At 55.5% G+C, this 17,041-nt stretch carries 23 protein-coding genes and 1 pseudogene; 18 read left to right on the forward strand and 6 right to left on the reverse strand.

Annotation, left to right across the window (positions count from 1 at the left end; translation table 11 throughout):
• Positions 1-8: 8 nt before the first annotated feature.
• A pseudogene (locus tag ACYVB2_RS05370) lies at positions 9-95 on the forward strand (type II toxin-antitoxin system HigB family toxin); the annotation flags it as partial.
• On the forward strand, positions 88-1,170 hold the full coding sequence (locus ACYVB2_RS05375; RefSeq protein ID WP_382430752.1) for a DNA cytosine methyltransferase: 1,083 nt from the start codon (positions 88-90) through the stop codon (positions 1,168-1,170). The pseudogene ACYVB2_RS05370 and the gene ACYVB2_RS05375, both read left to right, overlap by 8 nt.
• On the opposite strand, the gene ACYVB2_RS05380 is transcribed toward ACYVB2_RS05375, so the two are convergent.
• From ACYVB2_RS05380 to ACYVB2_RS05390, 3 genes are read right to left on the reverse strand one after another with little or no spacing between them, the layout of a single operon-like run.
• Entirely contained in the window at positions 1,128-1,907 is a 780-nt protein-coding gene (locus ACYVB2_RS05380; RefSeq protein WP_382430750.1) for an MAE_28990/MAE_18760 family HEPN-like nuclease, read from the reverse strand. The genes ACYVB2_RS05375 and ACYVB2_RS05380 overlap by 43 nt on opposite strands.
• Positions 1,904-3,091, reverse strand: coding sequence for a DUF262 domain-containing protein (locus ACYVB2_RS05385; RefSeq protein ID WP_382430748.1), 1,188 nt, complete (start codon positions 3,089-3,091; stop codon positions 1,904-1,906). Before ACYVB2_RS05385 ends, ACYVB2_RS05380 begins: the two co-directional genes overlap by 4 nt.
• Before the next feature lie 36 nt (positions 3,092-3,127).
• Complete coding sequence (locus tag ACYVB2_RS05390) at positions 3,128-3,829, reverse strand: S24 family peptidase (RefSeq protein WP_382430746.1); 702 nt, start codon at positions 3,827-3,829, stop codon at positions 3,128-3,130.
• Positions 3,830-3,910: 81 nt separating this feature from the next.
• On the opposite strand from ACYVB2_RS05390, the gene ACYVB2_RS05395 reads away from it, so the two are divergent.
• Positions 3,911-4,150 (forward strand): transcriptional regulator, encoded by a 240-nt coding sequence (locus tag ACYVB2_RS05395; protein WP_382430744.1) that lies wholly within the window; start codon positions 3,911-3,913, stop codon positions 4,148-4,150.
• A 209-nt stretch (positions 4,151-4,359) separates the two neighbouring features.
• Here ACYVB2_RS05395 and ACYVB2_RS05400 read toward each other — a convergent pair whose 3' ends face one another.
• On the reverse strand, positions 4,360-4,707 hold the full coding sequence (locus ACYVB2_RS05400; protein WP_382430742.1) for a hypothetical protein: 348 nt from the start codon (positions 4,705-4,707) through the stop codon (positions 4,360-4,362).
• 77 nt (positions 4,708-4,784) lie between these two features.
• Between ACYVB2_RS05400 and ACYVB2_RS05405 the strand changes: the two genes are divergently transcribed.
• The 10 genes from ACYVB2_RS05405 to ACYVB2_RS05450 all read left to right on the forward strand — a co-directional run bounded on the left by ACYVB2_RS05405 (position 4,785) and on the right by ACYVB2_RS05450 (position 13,348).
• Positions 4,785-5,210, forward strand: coding sequence for a hypothetical protein (locus ACYVB2_RS05405; protein WP_382430740.1), 426 nt, complete (start codon positions 4,785-4,787; stop codon positions 5,208-5,210).
• 98 nt (positions 5,211-5,308) lie between these two features.
• Positions 5,309-5,578, forward strand: coding sequence for a hypothetical protein (locus ACYVB2_RS05410; RefSeq protein WP_460535610.1), 270 nt, complete (start codon positions 5,309-5,311; stop codon positions 5,576-5,578).
• Complete coding sequence (locus ACYVB2_RS05415) at positions 5,575-6,657, forward strand: DUF1376 domain-containing protein (RefSeq protein ID WP_382430736.1); 1,083 nt, start codon at positions 5,575-5,577, stop codon at positions 6,655-6,657. Before ACYVB2_RS05410 ends, ACYVB2_RS05415 begins: the two co-directional genes overlap by 4 nt.
• Entirely contained in the window at positions 6,657-7,436 is a 780-nt protein-coding gene (locus ACYVB2_RS05420) for an ATP-binding protein (RefSeq protein WP_382430734.1), read from the forward strand. The genes ACYVB2_RS05415 and ACYVB2_RS05420 overlap by 1 nt, the downstream gene beginning before the upstream one ends.
• A complete protein-coding gene (locus ACYVB2_RS05425) occupies positions 7,433-7,873 on the forward strand; it encodes a RuvC family protein (protein ID WP_382430732.1) in 441 nt (146 codons plus the stop codon). The genes ACYVB2_RS05420 and ACYVB2_RS05425 overlap by 4 nt, the downstream gene beginning before the upstream one ends.
• Positions 7,870-8,199: a hypothetical protein gene (locus ACYVB2_RS05430; protein WP_382430730.1), complete on the forward strand. Its 330-nt coding sequence runs from the start codon at positions 7,870-7,872 to the stop codon at positions 8,197-8,199. The genes ACYVB2_RS05425 and ACYVB2_RS05430 overlap by 4 nt, the downstream gene beginning before the upstream one ends.
• A 124-nt stretch (positions 8,200-8,323) precedes the next feature.
• Positions 8,324-9,040: a terminase small subunit gene (locus ACYVB2_RS05435; RefSeq protein WP_382430728.1), complete on the forward strand. Its 717-nt coding sequence runs from the start codon at positions 8,324-8,326 to the stop codon at positions 9,038-9,040.
• Positions 9,021-10,607, forward strand: a complete 1,587-nt coding sequence (locus ACYVB2_RS05440; protein WP_382430726.1) for a terminase — start codon at positions 9,021-9,023, stop codon at positions 10,605-10,607. Before ACYVB2_RS05435 ends, ACYVB2_RS05440 begins: the two co-directional genes overlap by 20 nt.
• A 28-nt stretch (positions 10,608-10,635) precedes the next feature.
• Positions 10,636-11,052 (forward strand): hypothetical protein, encoded by a 417-nt coding sequence (locus ACYVB2_RS05445; protein WP_382430724.1) that lies wholly within the window; start codon positions 10,636-10,638, stop codon positions 11,050-11,052.
• A complete protein-coding gene (locus ACYVB2_RS05450; RefSeq protein WP_382430722.1) occupies positions 11,045-13,348 on the forward strand; it encodes a portal protein in 2,304 nt (767 codons plus the stop codon). Before ACYVB2_RS05445 ends, ACYVB2_RS05450 begins: the two co-directional genes overlap by 8 nt.
• A 26-nt stretch (positions 13,349-13,374) precedes the next feature.
• On the opposite strand, the gene ACYVB2_RS05455 is transcribed toward ACYVB2_RS05450, so the two are convergent.
• Positions 13,375-13,698, reverse strand: coding sequence for an Arc family DNA-binding protein (locus ACYVB2_RS05455; protein ID WP_382430720.1), 324 nt, complete (start codon positions 13,696-13,698; stop codon positions 13,375-13,377).
• 106 nt (positions 13,699-13,804) lie between these two features.
• Here ACYVB2_RS05455 and ACYVB2_RS05460 point away from each other — a divergent pair, with 106 nt between their 5' ends.
• Together ACYVB2_RS05460 and ACYVB2_RS05465 are read left to right on the forward strand one after the other, a co-directional pair.
• Positions 13,805-13,972, forward strand: coding sequence for a hypothetical protein (locus tag ACYVB2_RS05460; RefSeq protein ID WP_382430718.1), 168 nt, complete (start codon positions 13,805-13,807; stop codon positions 13,970-13,972).
• A 76-nt stretch (positions 13,973-14,048) separates the two neighbouring features.
• Entirely contained in the window at positions 14,049-14,972 is a 924-nt protein-coding gene (locus ACYVB2_RS05465; protein ID WP_382430716.1) for a KilA-N domain-containing protein, read from the forward strand.
• 62 nt (positions 14,973-15,034) lie between these two features.
• On the opposite strand, the gene ACYVB2_RS05470 is transcribed toward ACYVB2_RS05465, so the two are convergent.
• Positions 15,035-15,346: a hypothetical protein gene (locus ACYVB2_RS05470; RefSeq protein WP_460535621.1), complete on the reverse strand. Its 312-nt coding sequence runs from the start codon at positions 15,344-15,346 to the stop codon at positions 15,035-15,037.
• 246 nt (positions 15,347-15,592) lie between these two features.
• Here ACYVB2_RS05470 and ACYVB2_RS05475 point away from each other — a divergent pair, with 246 nt between their 5' ends.
• The 3 genes from ACYVB2_RS05475 to ACYVB2_RS05485 are packed head-to-tail and all read left to right on the forward strand — an operon-like array spanning position 15,593 to position 16,982.
• On the forward strand, positions 15,593-15,790 hold the full coding sequence (locus ACYVB2_RS05475; RefSeq protein ID WP_382430712.1) for a hypothetical protein: 198 nt from the start codon (positions 15,593-15,595) through the stop codon (positions 15,788-15,790).
• A gap of 20 nt (positions 15,791-15,810) precedes the next feature.
• Positions 15,811-16,770 (forward strand): hypothetical protein, encoded by a 960-nt coding sequence (locus ACYVB2_RS05480; protein ID WP_382430710.1) that lies wholly within the window; start codon positions 15,811-15,813, stop codon positions 16,768-16,770.
• Positions 16,770-16,982 carry a hypothetical protein gene (locus ACYVB2_RS05485; protein WP_382430708.1) on the forward strand — a complete coding sequence of 71 codons (213 nt, stop codon included), beginning with the start codon at positions 16,770-16,772 and terminating at the stop codon, positions 16,980-16,982. Before ACYVB2_RS05480 ends, ACYVB2_RS05485 begins: the two co-directional genes overlap by 1 nt.
• Positions 16,983-17,041: the final 59 nt, after the last annotated feature.

Raw genomic sequence — 17,041 nt, forward strand, 5'->3', positions numbered from 1 at the left:
AAGTTCTTAAAAATCGCCGCGTCGTTTTCAACATCAAGGGCAACGACTATCGCTTGGTGGTGGCCGCAGCAAAATTGAAAGAATTCCATGACTGATAAGAAAAAGACTACTCATCCCACCATTGAGGGTATCGACTTGTTTTGTGGTGCTGGTGGCTTGAGCTATGGCCTTGCTACTCAAGGAGTGCATGTCGTGGCGGGGATAGATGTTGATCCTGCGTGTCAGTTTCCCTACGAAGCTAACCACAAAGGAGCAAAGTTTTTCCTGCGTGACGTCAGCACGATCAAGGGTGATGAGCTCCATGCGCTATGGTCTCCTGGTGCTGTCCGTCTCCTCGCAGGATGCGCACCTTGTCAGCCTTTTTCTAGCTACGCCAATACCGCTACAGTGGATAAGGCCAAGTGGCGGCTGCTTTGCGAGTTTGCCCGGCTGGTCAGTGAGTGCCAGCCGGACTTGGTGACAATGGAAAATGTACCCCGCTTGCAAGAAGCGGAGCCATTCCAAGACTTTTTAGAGGCGCTACAACGTGGCAATTACCACGTTGACTATGCGGTAGTGAGTGCTGCCAACTATGGTGCACCTCAACAACGTAAGCGTTTGGTGTTAGTAGCCTCAAGGCTTGGCCCTGTAGCGGTGCCAAAACCCACCCATGAGGGGCCTGAGAAATGGGTGACAGTGCGACAGGCAATAGGGCACCTTGAGAAGCTCACTGACGGGCAAGCCAGCAGAAAAGACCCCTTGCATGTGGCTTCTACGCTCTCGGAGCTGAACCGTGCCCGCATTCGTGCCAGCAAGCCGGGGGGCACTTGGCGTGACTGGCCCCAGCATCTGGTGGCTGCGTGTCACCAACGGGAAAGCGGCAAGCATTCGGCAGGAGTGTATGGTCGCATGGAGTGGGACAAACCAGCACCCACCATGACGACACTGTGCAATGGCTATGGCAATGGGCGCTTTGGTCATCCAGAGCAAAATCGGGCTATCACGTTGCGTGAGGCGGCTATCTTCCAATCGTTTCCAGAAGACTACCAATTTGTGCCAGAGGGTGGCGAGGTAACTATTAAGTCTGTTGCGCGGCTCATTGGTAACGCTGTTCCTCCAAAATTGGGCGAAGCCGTGGCCCGCTCACTCTATGTTTCGTTACCTATTGATGGCAGAGCACCTGTTATCTGAGCTGATCCTATTGTAGAAGGGATGGCCAAGTAACATTTACTAGATAGGTAGCTATCAACTTCAAGGGCTATATTTTTAAGAGTAACGAAAACAGCCTCTGCATTTATTTTAAGCTCTTCCAGTGAGAGCATCCGCCCTAGATCAACAAAGCTCTTTTCGCCATGAGCGAGATCATTGCGATCATTTTTTATTTTCTGGAGTGCCCAGTGGGTTAAATGAGGGGGTGGCTTGTCATTTGGTGTTGCTGCAATTACACCGAATTTCTTGAGTTGTTTGTAGAAAACCACACCATCGACACTTCCGGAAATACCGTCACTGCGTTTTTCCTTTGCAGTGGTTTTTCCTTGCCAGTCGTTCATCCAGTGCTTGAATAACTCCTGATGCAGAGGAGAGTTGGCAGAAAAAGATTGTGTGTTTGCATTTTTTTGAAATGTTTTTAAAACAAGACGAAGCAACTCACTATTGAGGTTATCTGCACTATCACAGTTGCTGTTGATAGCGTCGTGCATTTCATCTAATAATTGGATGAGTGTAGCCTCCATTGCGCTGTATAGCAACAGAAGCAGATTGGCCTTAAGTGTATGGGTTATATTAATAGAGAGCGATAGCGAAGTCGCTCCGCCATTGGCAGAGATGATAGAATTCCGCTCTAAAGCCACCTCAAGAAACTTCAAATAGTCATCGACTTCTGCTTTGCGATCTTGCAGGAGGGCATCAGTAATTGGTACACAATTCATGAGAAAAGACTTGTTTGAAGCAAGATATCTTCTTCATCGGGTGGGGCATCATGATTGGCGCTTGATTCTACGATTGCCGTATCTTGATCTTCTTGAAGAGATCGATTTAGTAAATTATCACGCACATAGTGAATGCGATTAATGAGTTTTGGTCGAGAATTGCTAGCATCTGACCGGGTATGCCTGATGAATTCATGACTATCAAGCCAACTATCTACGGTTGTTGGTTGTAGGGTTGGGTTTTCACGGAGAGCCAATGAGACACCAACAGAAATCGCTTCAAAGCGAATTCTGGGAACAGTAGTGTAATCTTTTCGCTTGAAGCCGTTGGGGAATTTGTTTTCCACAAATGAAAGCATATTGTCAAACTCGGCCCTCATGCTATTTTTCTCATTATCAGAAAAATTCTTGTTTTTCTCCCTAAGATATTCAGTTAGAAAACCATCAACACTCTTTTCAAAGTTTTTATAGTTGTTAAGATATGAAAAGTAGCGCAGAACTATTTCTTCATATTCTTTTCTTTTGATATTACGATCATTAAGAGGCACAAGATTCTTAAATCTTTGGTCTGATGCCAATTCAGTAATGAACTGCATAAATGGCCCATCAATCACACCACGGCGTATCTCCATATTACTGAGCTTTGTACCGCCAGAATTTAGGCGATCAAACATTTCTCGGCGTGCATCTTCATCGGCCTGCTCAGTTAGTTCAATTACTCGAATGGTTGATCGCTTAAACCGAAGTTGCCGTGGCTTGCTTAGATCATAGAATCTTAAGCCAATGGCACTGGTGAGTTTTGTAAGGCCTTCTAATTCAAGTCGCCCAGATAAAAAATTATCAAGTGTTCTTATTCGCTGGGAGCCATCAATAATTTCAAGGCATCCTTTTCTAGGGCCATTAGGTACATCGCCAGCGAAAATAAATGGAACTGGCAATTTTATTAGTATGGACTCAATAAACCTAGACTGCTGTTTTGCAGACCAAATCATTTCTCTTTGGTAATCCGGTATAAATATTTCAGATTCGTCAGTTTCGCGGCCATTGATGAATTTTTCCACCAACACTTCAATTGGCCATTCTCTGATTTCGTAATCAGTAATTTTTTGCAGTTCATCAATATGGTTATCAACCAATGATGCTTTATCTGGATTGGCGATAGATGTATTTTTTTCGGTCGGCATTAGTTTCCCCAATTAATTTTTTAAATTCAGAGCGCACTAAATTCGTTCACTTTGCTTATGCACAATCTCACCAATAATGATGCTGTGCTCATCGCAAACTTTGCGTGGGTAGCGGCGCTGGTCGGGGTTGTCTGAGCACAGCCACCATTGGCCGCCGTCACGCGCCAGCCGTTTAATGACCATCTCGCCTTCGTAATTGACGGCAAACACTACGCCATCTTTGGGCGTTACGCTGTCAGTATTGACGACTACTGTGTCGCCATCAAACAGGCCCGGCTCCATGCTGTGGTTGGCTACCTTGATAGCAAACAGCTTGTCGGGGCGGAGGCCACGGCCTTCATACCACTGGCGCTGAAACACGATGGGGGCACCATCTTCTTCACGGTACTCCACGCCGAAGCCTGTGGCACCTGCGGAGAGCTTGAACTGAACCCGGCGCACGGCTGGGTAGTCTGGGTTGTTCTCCAGCGCAATCGACGTTGGCGCCAGTCCAAGCCCTGCGGTCAGCGGGGCTGTTTCTCCTTTGCCACTGGCCAGCCAGTTGGGGTAATGCGCTTCAATTTTGCGCCGCAGGGTTGGCCCTACGCCTTTGGGATTGCCTGATGGCAGTTTTACTCCGCTGACGATCTGGTAGATGGTTTGATCGTTAACACCAATTTCAAGAGCCAGCATCTTGTGGCCGCCCACCTTCTGGCACAGGTGCTTGAGCGCATCAACAGACGGGTCTATTTTTTCCATGGCAGGGTTATAGCAATTCGCTAGACAAAAAAATCAACGAAACGCTTCCATGATTTCTAACGTAACGCTAGAATTCGGCGTATGACGCAAATTCCCATTGAAGCCCGCCGCGAGCTTGCCAAAAAAAGCGGCATTGGTGATGCCTACCTCTATCAAGTGCTGACGGGGCGCAAGCCTGCCAGTCCTGAGCTGTGCATCGTCCTCGAGCGTGAGAGCCGCCGCGTCATCACCTGCGAAGAACTGCGCCCGGATGTGGATTGGGCCTACTTGCGCGGCACGGCTAAGGCCGCCACCACCGAACAGGGGGTGGGAAATGCCTGATCTTCTCCTGATGGCCGCCACCGAGTGGGCGCGCAGCAATTCCACCACAGAGCGTGACCCTGTGGCTTTTGGGCATAAGGTGGCGCAGGTGTATTTGGCCGCACAGGCCACCCAACACCACGGTAGGAATGAGCAGGCTACGGCTGCTGCTCTGGCTGCACTATCAGTTCCTGCCATTGATACCAACTCTGCACAGGATGGGCAAGAACTTAAGGCGATTCTTGCTTCCCTCCGGGCAGAACCTGAAGCAGATCGCGTAACGCTTCGCGATCTCGAACAGGCGGGGGTTTTCGCACGCTCAGGAGCAGTGGCGCGTCCGGATCGCCCTGCAAGATCGGTGTCAAGTGTTGAGCCAGCCATTTCAACTCCTCGGTCATCGTGGCTGACTCGACTTTTGGCAGGCCCTCCAACAGTTTTGCAATGGATTCGGCGGTGGTGGAGTCGATTGCCCGAAGGTGCAGACAAATGAGCGCAATCAGATCGGTCATAGCATCGGATCGTTGGTACAGCTGTTCTATGGCTTTCACCAATGATGCGGTGACATCTTTTTCTTTCATGGCCGGGGCTTTTGCTGGGTTGTTGAGGAACTCCCATTGTGGCAAAGCAACCCCGGCCACCATTCAGGAGCCAGCCCATGCCTGACCCCATGAACTCCACCACCATGTTGGCCCGCAGTGGCCGCACCGACCCCGGCGGGAAGATGACCTCTCGGCTGGATGTTCCGTGCTCCGATGAGCTCAATGATGCGTTCATCACCATTTCCACCCTGAGAAGTCGTCCCAAGGCGGAGTGCATCCGTGAATCCCTAGAGCAAGACGCTTGGGGGGCACTGGCTATTGCACAGCGCAGGATGGGCAACCATGTGGCCGCAGACCACAGCGAATGCCATATTGGTATGGAAGAAGCCCTGGCGGCCTTGGCCACACTGCACGGCATCTCGGTACAGGAATACAAAGATGCCGTACTGGAGCGCCACGCCTTCGGTCGTTTGGTCATGGCCGTGAGGATGACACGCGGCGCTGCCAAAGGCCACCCGACGAATAGCCGGGGGATTTTGTGAACCCCACACTCCGAACGCCAACACCGTCGTCATGGACGACAGCGCAATTGCAGCGTATGGGCACCTATCCGTCTGGGCGCAATGGAGTCAGAAACTCTATGCCGCTGGAGGTGCCCCGGTACAGCCCCACAGGCTCCAAGCCGGGCACGATCAAAGTGGGGTCGGCATCGTGGGCGGTGCTGGCTGTATTGCGCAAGACAGGCGCATGGATGACCCACGCACAGCTCCTGCTGGCTACCCAGCGCAGTACCAAGTCGGTGTGCTGGGCCTTACTTTATTTGCAAGCACTGTCCCTGATTGAGTCTGGCGCTGACAACCGCAATAGCCGGTACAAGCGCTATCGCGCCAAGAAGCTGGAGAGCACATGAGTAGCACCACCACCCTAGCCCCCCTGACCCCCGCAGACTGCGACTTGCGGGATTTTCCGTTCATGCTGCTGGATGTGAAGCGCCTACGCGACAGCGACATGGCGCTCACTGAATCTCCAGAGGCCTGCTGGGCGGCGGTGCTGCTGTGGTGCTCCGCTTGGCACCAGGTGCCCGCTGGCAGCCTACCCGACGATGACCGGGTGTTGGCCAACCTAGCGGGCTATGGCCGGGTAGTGCGTGAGTGGCGCAAGCACAAGGCAGGTGCCCTGCATGGCTGGGTGAAATGCAGCGATGGCCGCCTGTACCACAAGACGGTGGCTGAGAAGGCGAACACGGCTTGGGAGTCCAAGCTGCAACAACGCTGGAAGACCGAGTGTGCCCGCATCAAGAAGCACAACGAGCGCAACAAGACTGCTTACCCCCTGCCCCAATATGAAGAATGGCTGGCAGCAGGCCGACCAATGGGCCATCCAATCGCCAGCGACAGCCCAGAGCCAAAAACAGATGTCCCTAGCGACAACCAAGATTGTCCCGATGCTGTCCCTAGCGACATGGCATCCAAGGGAGAGAGAGAAGGAGAGGGATATTTAAATACCAATACCAACACACAGCCAGCGGCAGCTATTGATCAACCAGCGCGTGAGCCTCAACCGGGGGATGCGCCTGACGGCGGTGTGGGTGTGGTTTCTATCAGCCCCATTGCAGCTGATGATGCAGACGACGACCTAGGCAACATTCCCCCTTGCAGCACCACGCCCAAGAGCCAAATGGCCAGCGCGGTGTGTCTGGCCCTGAAGGCCGAGGGCATGGCCAGCACCAACCCATCGCACCCTGACTTGCGCGTCCTGCTCGATGCTGGTGCCACGGTGGACAGCTTTGTTCAGGCAGCCCGCGATATGCGTGAGCGCGGTAACTTGCCCAGCAACGCTTTTGCCTACGTGATCGGCACCGTGAAGGGCCAAATGCAGCGCGCCGCCGCAATGGCCAGTGCTGCCGTGGCTGGTGCCGGTGCTGGCAGCAAGTCACCCAAGACCACCACCAAATTCTCAGAGAAACGCTACGTTGGAGGGATGCTGTGATGATAAAAAACATCGGCAGTTTGCTGGACACACGCCAGCCCCCACGCACTATTTCGTGCGACACCCACGGCCCGTACACCTCGACACACTACTTCGGCGCCATCTGGTCAAAGTGCCCTGAATGTGAGCGTCCCAAGGCAGCCCAAGTGCAGGCGCAAGCAGCAGCCCAAGAGCGTGCAGATGCACTGGCAGCGTGGCAGCAGCGCATTGGTGACTCTGGCATCCCGGAGCGTTTCCAAGACCGCACCTTGAAGAACTATGTTGCCGAGACGCCGGAGCAAAAAAAGGCGCTGGCCTTTGCCACGGCCTATGCAGATGGATTTGACGAGGTGCTTAGAACCGGGCGCAGTGCGCTGTTCATTGGCCATATCGGTACCGGGAAGACGCACCTAGCCGCTGGTATTGGTTTACGCCTGATGCACCGCGATTGCCGGACGGTGCTGTTCATGACGGTCAAGCGGGCTATCCGCCGAGTGAAGGACACCTGGAGCCGTAGCAGCCGGGAGACTGAAAGCGAAGCTGTGGCGGCGTTGGCATCCCCAGATCTGCTGATCTTGGATGAGGTGGGGGTGCAGTTTGGCAGCGAAACTGAACGCCAGATCCTGTTCGATGTGATCAACGAACGCTACGAAAAGCGCAAGCCAACCTTGATGCTGTCTAACCTGCCTTTGGATGAGGTGCAGGAATATCTGGGTGAACGTATCTTTGATCGGCTGCGCGAGGGTGGTGGGCAATCGATCCCGTTCGACTGGGAAAGCTGGCGGGGGCGGGTGGCATGAGCATCATGGGCATCGACCCCGGCGCTCACACCGGCATTGCGGTTTTTGCGGATGGTGTACTGGAGCATCTTGAGACCATCGCCCCCCACCAAATCGAGCGCACATTGCGAGAACGGATGCCTGCCCGGGTTGTTTTTGAGGACAGTCGTTTGCAAAGTCACACATGGACCCGGGCCAAAACTGCCGCTGCCAGTGCAAAGATGGCGCGTAACGTGGGGCAGATTGATGCTTGGTGCAGCTTGATTGCATCCATCTGCGAAGAGCTAGGCATTCCAGCACATGGGGTTAGCCCGGCAAGCAAGGGGGCGAAGGTGGATGCTGGCCGCTTTGCGCGCATCACCGGTTGGAGTGGAAGCACCAATGAACACAGCCGTGACGCGGCGATGGTTGCGTGGCCCTACCGCCGTGCTGTGCCTTCACGGGAGCTGCGGGGGTGAGCGAGATCGACCCAAACCGGGTGGTGGATTTCATGGTGTCCAACGCCGTGAAATTTGCCCAAGCCAAGGCTAATCGGGTCTATCTCGAAGAATTTCGGAAAAGTAAAAAGGCACTGCTGATGGCCGAATGCACCGAAAAGGCCGCAAACGCCCGTGAGCAGTACGCCTACAGCCACCCAGAGTACATCCAATTGCTGGAAGGACTACGGGAGGCTGTGCAGGTTGAGGAGGAGTTGCGCTGGCGGCAGGTGGCCGCACAACTTCGTGTCGAGGTCTGGCGCAGTCGAGAGGCTAGCAACCGAGCGCAGGACAGAGTGACGCGGTGATGGGGGTTCTTTACCGCCCATGCTTGGCGGTTTGACCTAGCAATGGGCCGGTGCAGACACTGCGCCAATGATGCGAAAACCCAAGACAAACCTGCCCAAAGGCAGCCCGGACAGCAGGCCAGCTGTGTTGCCACCCAAGCAGCAGCGGTTTGTTCATGAGTATTTGGTAGATCTCAATGGCACACAAGCAGCTATCCGTGCTGGTTACAGCAAACACACTGCGAATGAGCAAGCCTCTCAACTCTTAGCAAAACTTAGCATTCAGGAGGCGATTGCGCAGGCCCGTAAAGAGCAGCAGGAACGTACCGCCATCACCGCAGACAAGGTGCTGCTAGAGGCGTGGAACATCGCCACGGCAGACCCGCGCGAGCTGGTAGATGTGAAGGTGGGCTGCTGCCGGTGCTGCTACGGCGAGGGCTTCAAGCACCAGCGCACCATCCAAGAGTTCAACCATGACCGGGAAATCTGGTTGGACAAAGGCAACGATCCGGCGGAGTTTGATGAGCAAGGTGGGATTGGTTTCAGCCCAATTCTGTTGCCTAACCCCGAATGCCCTGAGTGCGGCGGTGATGGCATTTCGCGTGTGGCACTCAAAGATACCCGGCATCTGTCTGAGAAAGCGCGGGCTTTGTATGCCGGGGCCAAGCAAACCAAGTTTGGCATCGAGATTCAGATGCACGACAAGTCAGCAGCGATGGAGAAGCTGTTCAAGCACCTTGGCCTGTATGAGAAAGACAACAAACAAAAGGCTGACCCTCTGGCAACGCTGATGGAGGGTCTGCGCGGCAATGTGGTTGGCGTGGTCAAAGATGGGGGTGCCGATGGCCTGCCCAGTGAGTGAGGTGGACGACTTGGCCATGAAGCTGGACGACCCCATGTGGCGGCTGTCCAACCTCTACAAGATCATCATCAAGGGGGATGAGGGCGATGAGGGCAGCCCCGGCGATGATCTGGTCATCACATTCAAGCCCAACCGGGCGCAGCGCAGGCTGATCGCACGGCTGCACCATCGAAACATCATTCTCAAGGCCCGGCAGCTGGGGTTCACGACATTGGTGTGCATCTTGTGGCTCGATACGGCTCTATTCTCGAAGGCACCTATCCGGTGCGGCATCGTGGCGCAGGATCGTGAGGCGGCCGAGGCAATATTCCGGGGGAAGGTGCTGTTCGCATACGACCAGTTGCCCGAAGAACTCAAGGCCCAGATGCCGTTTGCAAAACGCACGGCCAATGAAATCGAGTTCGCCCACAATGGCTCCAGCATTCGTGTGGCCACGTCCATGCGGTCTGGGACTATTCACCGCTTGCACATCTCGGAATTCGGAAAAATCTGTGCGAAGTACCCCGAGAAGGCCCAAGAGGTGGTCACTGGGTCTATCCCCGCCGTGCCGCTTTCTGGTATCTGCATCATCGAATCGACTGCTGAAGGGCAGGATGGCAAGTTCTATGACATGACCCAGCGTGCCAAGGCGTTGGCCGAGCAGCGGGCGCATCTAACGCCCAAGGATTACCGATTCCACTTCTTTGCTTGGTGGCAGGCACCTGAATACAGCATTGATCCGACTGGGGTGGTGTTCACGGAAGCCAACAATGCCTACTTTTCGGAGGTTGAGGCGAAGATTGGCCGGGAACTGACGCAGGGCCAGCGCGCTTGGTATGTGACCACGCTCAACTCCGACTTCTCTGGCGATGCCCCGCTGATGTGGCAAGAGTATCCCAGCACCCCGGAAGAGGCTTTTCAGGTCTCTACAGAGGGCTGCTATTACGCCTCCCAGTTGTCCACGGCCCGCAAACAGGGGCGTATTCTCCCTGCACTGCCTATGGAAGCGGCCCCGGTCAATACGTTCTGGGACATTGGTCGCGGCGACATGACAGCCATTTGGTGCCACCAGCGTGTAGGGCCAGAGAACCGCTGGATTCGCTATTACGAGGCCAGCGGTGAGGATTTGATCCACTTTGTGGGGTGGCTGCAAAAGCTGGGGGTGGCGTTTGGCACCCACTATCTGCCGCACGATGCTGGATACAAGCGCATGGGGGAGACGCCAGATACCAACAAGAATATCAAAGAGATGCTGGAGGGCCTGATGCCTGGCCAGCGGTTTGATATTGTCCCCCGCGTTACATCGACCATCAGCGGCATCCAGTCCACGCGCAACCAGTTCTCGTCATGCTGGTTTGATGAGGCGGGCTGCGGTGACGGGATCAAGCGGCTGGCCAATTACCGAAAGGTGTGGAACACGAAGATGGGCCGCTGGAGCAGTGAGCCGCTGCATGACAACAACTCCCACGGTGCCGATGCGTTTCGGCAGTTTGGTCAGGTGGCCGAGGGAGGAGAGCGGTTTCAGTCTGGGGCGGTGGCTAGAACGGAGCAATCGGTGCGCAGGCGCCGCTCTGGCATGGCCGCGTAGCCACCAAGCATGGCATCGTCACTGCACTATGCCAGCAACCATCGATACACGGAAAGCGCACCTGACGCGCCAGCACGGTGATCTGTTCGCCGTTTACACATGGGTCAATGACGAGCGTGCCATGGTGCTTATGCCAGCCTACCGGCCTGGTGCACCTTGGTACATCGTCATGGAGTCGGCAGCCTACAAATATGACGACCCAGCATATCTGGCCAAACAGTGTGCCATTGCGTGCGATGTGTTGGGTATCGAGGCCAGTCGCTCCAATTGGGTTCGTGTGGCCACGATCATCAACGAGGGGCTGCCGGACTTGATCCGTATGCCCAGTTCCCCACCGAAGGTGCTGAGTAAGGCGTCCTATGGGCGACTTTTGCTGCGTGAGGATGGGAAAGCCGTTGGCGAAGAGGACATCAAGCTTGAGCATGGCGGTGTGACCTATGCCTGAGTTTGAGATTTCATCCGACCACAGTGCCTCTGGCGATCAATACCAAGCCGAATTGGCGGCAGATGCTGGTGCCCTCGTAACACAGCAGGCCCATCCGCTCGATAGTGAAGGGGCGCGCAAAACCCTGAGCAAGCTCTTGTCTTGGTATTACTACGAGCGGGAGAAGCAATCGGCCAACCGGCTAGAGATGGCCGTTGACCACGACTTCTACGACAACCTGCAATGGGATGAAGACGACAAGCAGACGCTGCTCGATCGTGGTCAGTTGCCGCTGGTGTTCAACGAAATTGCCCCGATGGTGGACTGGTTGATTGGTACTGAGCGCCGAACCCGTGTGGATTGGAAGGTGCTGCCACGCACTGAAGACGATGTGCAGATTGCTGATATCAAGACACAGGTGCTCAAGTACGTCAGCGACATCAACAGGGTGCAGTTCCTTCGTTCGCGTGCGTTTGCTGATGCCGTGAAAGGCGGGATTGGCTGGATGGATGATGGTGTGCGCGATGACCCGACACAGGATGTTCTGTATTCCAAGTATGAGGATTGGCGCAACATCCTCTACGACAGTGCCAGCTATGAGCTGGATTTGTCCGATGCCCGTTACATCTTTCGCTGGCGGTGGGTAGATGAAGACATCGCAGTGATGATGTTTCCAGACCGGGAGAACTGCATCCGGCGGGCGGTAGAGAGCCGCAATCATGCCAGCTGGTCTGCGGAAGACGAGGTTGAGTTCCCAATGAGCGATAGCGCCAGTTCGTCAGGTGCCGTTTATGCCCAAGGGACGGGCATGATGGTGGACGTGAAGCGTCGCCGGGTGCGCCTTTTTGAGTGCCAGTACCGTGAGCCCGTCAGAACCAAGGTCGTGGCCAGCGGCCCGATGAAGGGCAGCTACTTTAATGAGGGCGACGATGCCTTGGTGCAAGCCCTGAATCAGCAGGGCGGGAGCATCATCGACAAGGTGACGATGCGGGTGCATATCGCTGTCTTTACCGAGTCGGACGTACTTTCCATGGGGCCGAGTGTGTTTCGGCACAACCGATTCACATTGACCCCCATCTGGTGCTACCGGCGCAACCGTGACCGGATGCCCTATGGGGTCGTGCGCCGGGTGCGGGATTTGCAGCGTGACTTGAACAAGCGGGCCAGCAAGGCGCTGTTCATGCTCAACACCAACCAGATCATTGCCGAAGAAGGGGCGGTGGCAGATTGGAATGAAGCCGCCGATGAGGTGAGCCGCCCTGATGGTGTGATCATCAAGAAGCCGGGCAAGGAATTCAGTATACGGCGGGATACCGATGGGGCCACGGGCCAGATCCAGATGATGACGCTGGATGCCCAGAGTATCCAGAAGTCCGCTGGGGTGAGCCAAGAGAACATGGGCCGCCAGACCAATGCGGTATCGGGCGAGGCCATCAAGGCCCGGCAGTTGCAGGGTAGCGTGGTGACCACTGAGCCTTTCGACAATCTGCGCCTGGCGGTGCAGGTGCAAGGTGAGAAGCAAAACAGTCTGGTCGAGCAGTTTTACAGCGAAGAGAAGGTGATTCGCCTGACGGGCCAGAAAGGGGCGATTGAGTGGTTGCGCGTGAACCAGCCAGAGCGCCAGCCCGACGGCTCGGTGCGCTATCTGAACGACATTACGGCCAGCGCCTCGGATTTTGTGGTGTCTGAGCAGGACTACTCGGGCACCCTACGGGCGGCGATGTTTGAGAGCCTGAGCAATGTCGCCCAGCGGCTGCCGCCGGAAGTGGCCCTGCGCCTGCTGACGATGGCGTTTGAGTACTCCGACTTGCCCAATAAAGACGAGGTAGCCGATCAGATTCGCAAACTGACCGGCGAGCGCGATGAAACCAAGCCCATGACGCCCGAGGAGCAAGCCCAGTTGCAGCAGATGCAAGCGCAGCAGGCCCAGCAAATGCAGATGCAGCAGGAGATGGCGATGGCTGCTTTGGAAGAGCAGCGGGCCAAGATTCGGGAAATCAATGCGCGGGCGATGAAGCTGGAGGCAGAAGCCGGGAGCAATGGTGGCGCGGCCTCTGGCATGGCCAGCCAAGTGCAGGCCCAAGCGGCCCAAGAGATTGAGCGGCTGACCGATGAGCTGCGCCGCGCTCAGGCCGAGCTGCAATCGCAGGCGATGAAGGTTCGCACCGATGCCGATACCCGCGTAGAGGTGGCCCGCATCGACGCAGAAAGTCGTGCGCGGGTGGCAGAAATCCAGGCCGCCAGTGATGAGCGCATCGCGCAGATGCAGGCCAAGCTGGATAGTGTGGACGCATCAGAGCGGGGCAAGGATGCGTAAAGGCAGCCTCTGTGCCCGCAGCGGGTTTATGTCTTGTGGGGTTCTTCTATCGGCGACTGCTCTGCTTTTGACAACGGCACCGCTGTGGTGCGCACGTCAGAGCTTAGGGGTGAGGATGAAGCAGCGTCAATGACAGCAAGTTGTAGCCCGTTGCCAGACAACCGCTGTGCCAGTTCTGTTGCAAGCCAGCCAACATCTATAGCGCCTGGAGTTCCAGTTTGGAATGTCTGCTCCAACCTCGCCACGATCTCGGCGTTCATGGAGCGCCCCGCTTGCTTTGCCGCCTCCTCAATGCGGTCTTTCATATCGGCAGGCAACCTGATCTTTAGTTGTGGGTCTTCACGGCTCATGTGCGGATCATAAACCACAGTGGTTCATATGGTCTTTCTTGAATTGGATCACGGTGGTTTATGATGCGACAAATGGATCACGGTGATCCATTTTTAAGGGCAGCAAATGAATCATTCTGAAGATGTGCAATTGAAGATTCGCGTTGGCAAGGAAGCCCATGCGTGGCTCAAGTGGACTGCTAAGAAACAAGAGCGATCCATCACATGGATAGTGAACAAGCTCATTGAGCAAGCCAAGAAGGATCAGGAGGGCTGCAATGCAAAGCAACCCTGAAAAAGGAAACGCCCCGGAAATCTCACCTTCCGAGGCGTCAATTGAAGTGTCCCAAACAAACAAGAAAGGAACCTCCATGTCAAATTCTACCCCTGCACTGACCATTGGTGGGGCAACCGTCCGTCGGGTCGGTGATCTGTTCAGCCTCAACGACCTGCACAAAGCCGCAGGCGGTGAAGCGAAACACAAACCCAGTGAATGGCTGCGCAACCAGCAAGCGCAAGACCTACTGGAGGAAATTCAAAAAGCGGGAATTCCCGCTATTACGTCAAAACCAAAGGTCGGAACCTACGCCTCCCGCGAACTGGTCATCGCCTACGCCGCATGGATCAGCGCCGCCTTCCACCTCAAGGTCATTCGGGTGTTTCTGGATGCCACGGCTCCTACCCCGGCACAACGCCCTTACGATCCTGCCATCGACTACACCCGCATCAGCCCTGCCCAAGCCCAAGACATCAAGGAACTGGTGCATCAGGTAGTCGATTCCGGTGTGCAAACCTTCGGTGAAACGTGGAACCGGCTACACCATAAATTCCGGGTCAACAGCTATCTGGAACTGCCTGCCACCAAGTACGATGAGGTTTGCGCTTACCTGCGGGGTAAGTTGCCCGATGGTTATGCCAACAGTGTGGTGTTCGATACCGGTGCCCCCATGCCCCCGGTGCTGGACTTGCAACGCATCCACGCCGCCATGCAAACCGCCACCCAAGCCGGTGCCCAAGTGCAGCAAGCCGTTTTTGAATCGGTGTTGGCGGGCAATGATGAATGGAAGTTTGGCCGCTGGCTACTCTCGTTCGTCACCGATAGCAAGTTGGCCGCCCCTGCCGTCATCCAGCGGGTGGGCCATGATGAGTTTGTCACCTCTACTCGCCAGTTGATTGATTGCATCAACGACCCCGGCTTTTTGTTGAGCAACACCGAGCTGGCAGGACTGGCCCAAGCCTGCACCAACCGGCTGGCGCGGCGGTTGGGTGGTGGGGCGGGGTCTATGGCGGCGTGACGAAGCAAGCAAGCCGCCCGCAGTATGCGGGTCGGCTGAGAAAAGTTGTTAACCCACTGTTGTTATTCGTCGTAGTCATCCTCGGGATTGCTACTGCCACCCCATTCAACATTAATATTGTCATCAAGGATCATGACCCGACCGCGCGTGGAGAGGTCGTAGACACTAATACTCCCGTTCAAGTAGGTTGCCTGGAAACGAATTTCGAATTCTTCTCCGAAGTAAATGAATAGTGCTTCGTACTGATGGTCATTGTCTCCCAAGTTACGCCAACCACCTTCCTCTAAACTGAATTCAGAACCGTAAATTTCTTGCTCAGTTTTTCCTTCTTCAGTCACGAACTCAACAGTCGCCGAACCAGTTACTCTAAACATATAAATATTCCTTTCTGGAAGGGAAGCTAGGGGTAGAAGACAACGCCATGCTGATTGACCCTAACATAAAACGGCACCATCCTACTCTATCAATGAACTGAATCTCCCCGAAGACAGCGTAAGAACAAATCCCAACCGCACTTTGATTTGGCACAAACGGCACTCTCATGCCGTTTCAGGGTGAATCAAGGACGCCCACCACCAAGCATGGCATCGTCTCGCCCAGCAAAACCCACTGGAGCAAGCATGGCCACTAAACACAAGTCCCTCAGCGCGGATGTCGCAAATGAAACCGACTGGCATGTCGAGTCTGATCTGAACACGCTGCTGGAAGCAAAAAAGATTGAAAAAGACCCCAAGCGCATGGCGGCCGTGTCGAAGCTGGCCAAGGCCAAGATGCTATCGATGGCATCCGTGGCGCAAGAGGGTACTGACGAATCCTGATCTCTACAAGGAAGCACACCATGAGCACGACCCCACCTGACGCATTCGCCCTGTCTGAGCAAGACAAGGCCCTGTTGACACCCGAAGAACTGGCAGCCATCCATGATGGCGATGTCAGCGAAGATGAAAAAGCGGCCATGGCCAAGCTGGCGGCGATGGCCCCCGCCGAAGATGGCGACGATACGCCACCCGCGCCATCGGGTGACGAAGATCTGGGCACCACAGACCCAGCACCCGCTCCTGACACCACTGCAGAACCTCCAGCCACTGCCATGCCCGCATCGGCCCCAGCGGCAGAAGTAGTGGAAGTTGCCAAAGCCCCCGCGCCGGTGTACCAAGTGGTGTTGCCCGACGATTTCGAGCAACGCCAGCAAGATGTGAATGGCAAGCTGGCCGATTTGCGTCAAAAGTTTCGTACCGGCGAGATCGAGGTGGATCAGTACGAAGTCGAGCGTGACGCCCTGAGCGCCCAGCTCAACGAGTTGACCTCGCTCCAAACCAAGGCCGAGATTGCTCGCGAGATGCAGCAGCAGGCACGGCACCAAGAAATCAACACCTCTTTGACTGCTGTGATGGCCCAAGCCAAGGCCGATGGGATCGACTACAACGACCCCAAGCAAGCGGCGATGTTTGATCGGTATGCCAATTTTCTGGCGGGCGATCCGGACTTTGCTGGCAAATCGGTGGCGCAAATCCACGCTGAGGCCCACAAGAACGTGCTGCAACGCCTAGGCAAGGCTGCTGCTACGCCAGCCCCAGCCCCTGCTGCCCCGCCTGCTGCTGCACCAACGCCACGCAAAACACCACTGGAAACGGCCCCGAAGACCTTGGCACAGGTGCCTGGTGCTGATGACGCGAACACTGATCTGAATGGCGGTGAGTTCACCCAGCTCGACAGCCTAGATGGCCTAGAGCTGGAAGATGCTCTTGCTCGTATGCCCAAGGCCCAGCGTGAGCAGTATTTGCGTGGCGGCCGCTGATGAGTGACTTGAGCACCGCCACGATGGATTTGCGCCCCGGGGAGGCGCTTGAATTCTTGGGTGTGCGGGTGGAGTTTGTGCACAAGAGTGGTCAGCGTTCCAGGGTGCGGGTGCTGGCCCCCCGTGAGGTGGGTATTAAGAAATGCCTGCCCGATGCCAGTGAGGATGTGTTGGAACATCCACCAAGCATGGTTTCATTGCAACCGCAGTAAGTAAACGCTGTCCGCTGTGAGCGCAGGAGTGCTCCTTCAGGCTTGTAAACCTCAAGGAG

The organism is Giesbergeria giesbergeri, assembly GCF_054779375.1.

Coding starts and splice junctions, on each gene's coding strand:
- ACYVB2_RS05410 (WP_460535610.1), top strand. CDS start 5,309: ATGCCGCTGGAGGTGCCCCGGTACAGCCCCACAGGCTCCAAGCCGGGC.
- ACYVB2_RS05390 (WP_382430746.1), bottom strand. CDS start 3,829: ATGGAAAAAATAGACCCGTCTGTTGATGCGCTCAAGCACCTGTGCCAG.
- ACYVB2_RS05480 (WP_382430710.1), top strand. CDS start 15,811: ATGAGCACGACCCCACCTGACGCATTCGCCCTGTCTGAGCAAGACAAG.
- ACYVB2_RS05485 (WP_382430708.1), top strand. CDS start 16,770: ATGAGTGACTTGAGCACCGCCACGATGGATTTGCGCCCCGGGGAGGCG.
- ACYVB2_RS05465 (WP_382430716.1), top strand. CDS start 14,049: ATGTCAAATTCTACCCCTGCACTGACCATTGGTGGGGCAACCGTCCGT.
- ACYVB2_RS05440 (WP_382430726.1), top strand. CDS start 9,021: ATGGCCTGCCCAGTGAGTGAGGTGGACGACTTGGCCATGAAGCTGGAC.
- ACYVB2_RS05470 (WP_460535621.1), bottom strand. CDS start 15,346: ATGTTTAGAGTAACTGGTTCGGCGACTGTTGAGTTCGTGACTGAAGAA.
- ACYVB2_RS05405 (WP_382430740.1), top strand. CDS start 4,785: ATGCCTGACCCCATGAACTCCACCACCATGTTGGCCCGCAGTGGCCGC.
- ACYVB2_RS05385 (WP_382430748.1), bottom strand. CDS start 3,091: ATGCCGACCGAAAAAAATACATCTATCGCCAATCCAGATAAAGCATCA.
- ACYVB2_RS05415 (WP_382430736.1), top strand. CDS start 5,575: ATGAGTAGCACCACCACCCTAGCCCCCCTGACCCCCGCAGACTGCGAC.
- ACYVB2_RS05395 (WP_382430744.1), top strand. CDS start 3,911: ATGACGCAAATTCCCATTGAAGCCCGCCGCGAGCTTGCCAAAAAAAGC.
- ACYVB2_RS05380 (WP_382430750.1), bottom strand. CDS start 1,907: ATGAATTGTGTACCAATTACTGATGCCCTCCTGCAAGATCGCAAAGCA.
- ACYVB2_RS05420 (WP_382430734.1), top strand. CDS start 6,657: ATGATAAAAAACATCGGCAGTTTGCTGGACACACGCCAGCCCCCACGC.
- ACYVB2_RS05455 (WP_382430720.1), bottom strand. CDS start 13,698: ATGAGCCGTGAAGACCCACAACTAAAGATCAGGTTGCCTGCCGATATG.
- ACYVB2_RS05460 (WP_382430718.1), top strand. CDS start 13,805: ATGAATCATTCTGAAGATGTGCAATTGAAGATTCGCGTTGGCAAGGAA.
- ACYVB2_RS05375 (WP_382430752.1), top strand. CDS start 88: ATGACTGATAAGAAAAAGACTACTCATCCCACCATTGAGGGTATCGAC.
- ACYVB2_RS05425 (WP_382430732.1), top strand. CDS start 7,433: ATGAGCATCATGGGCATCGACCCCGGCGCTCACACCGGCATTGCGGTT.
- ACYVB2_RS05400 (WP_382430742.1), bottom strand. CDS start 4,707: ATGAAAGAAAAAGATGTCACCGCATCATTGGTGAAAGCCATAGAACAG.
- ACYVB2_RS05450 (WP_382430722.1), top strand. CDS start 11,045: ATGCCTGAGTTTGAGATTTCATCCGACCACAGTGCCTCTGGCGATCAA.
- ACYVB2_RS05445 (WP_382430724.1), top strand. CDS start 10,636: ATGCCAGCAACCATCGATACACGGAAAGCGCACCTGACGCGCCAGCAC.
- ACYVB2_RS05475 (WP_382430712.1), top strand. CDS start 15,593: ATGGCCACTAAACACAAGTCCCTCAGCGCGGATGTCGCAAATGAAACC.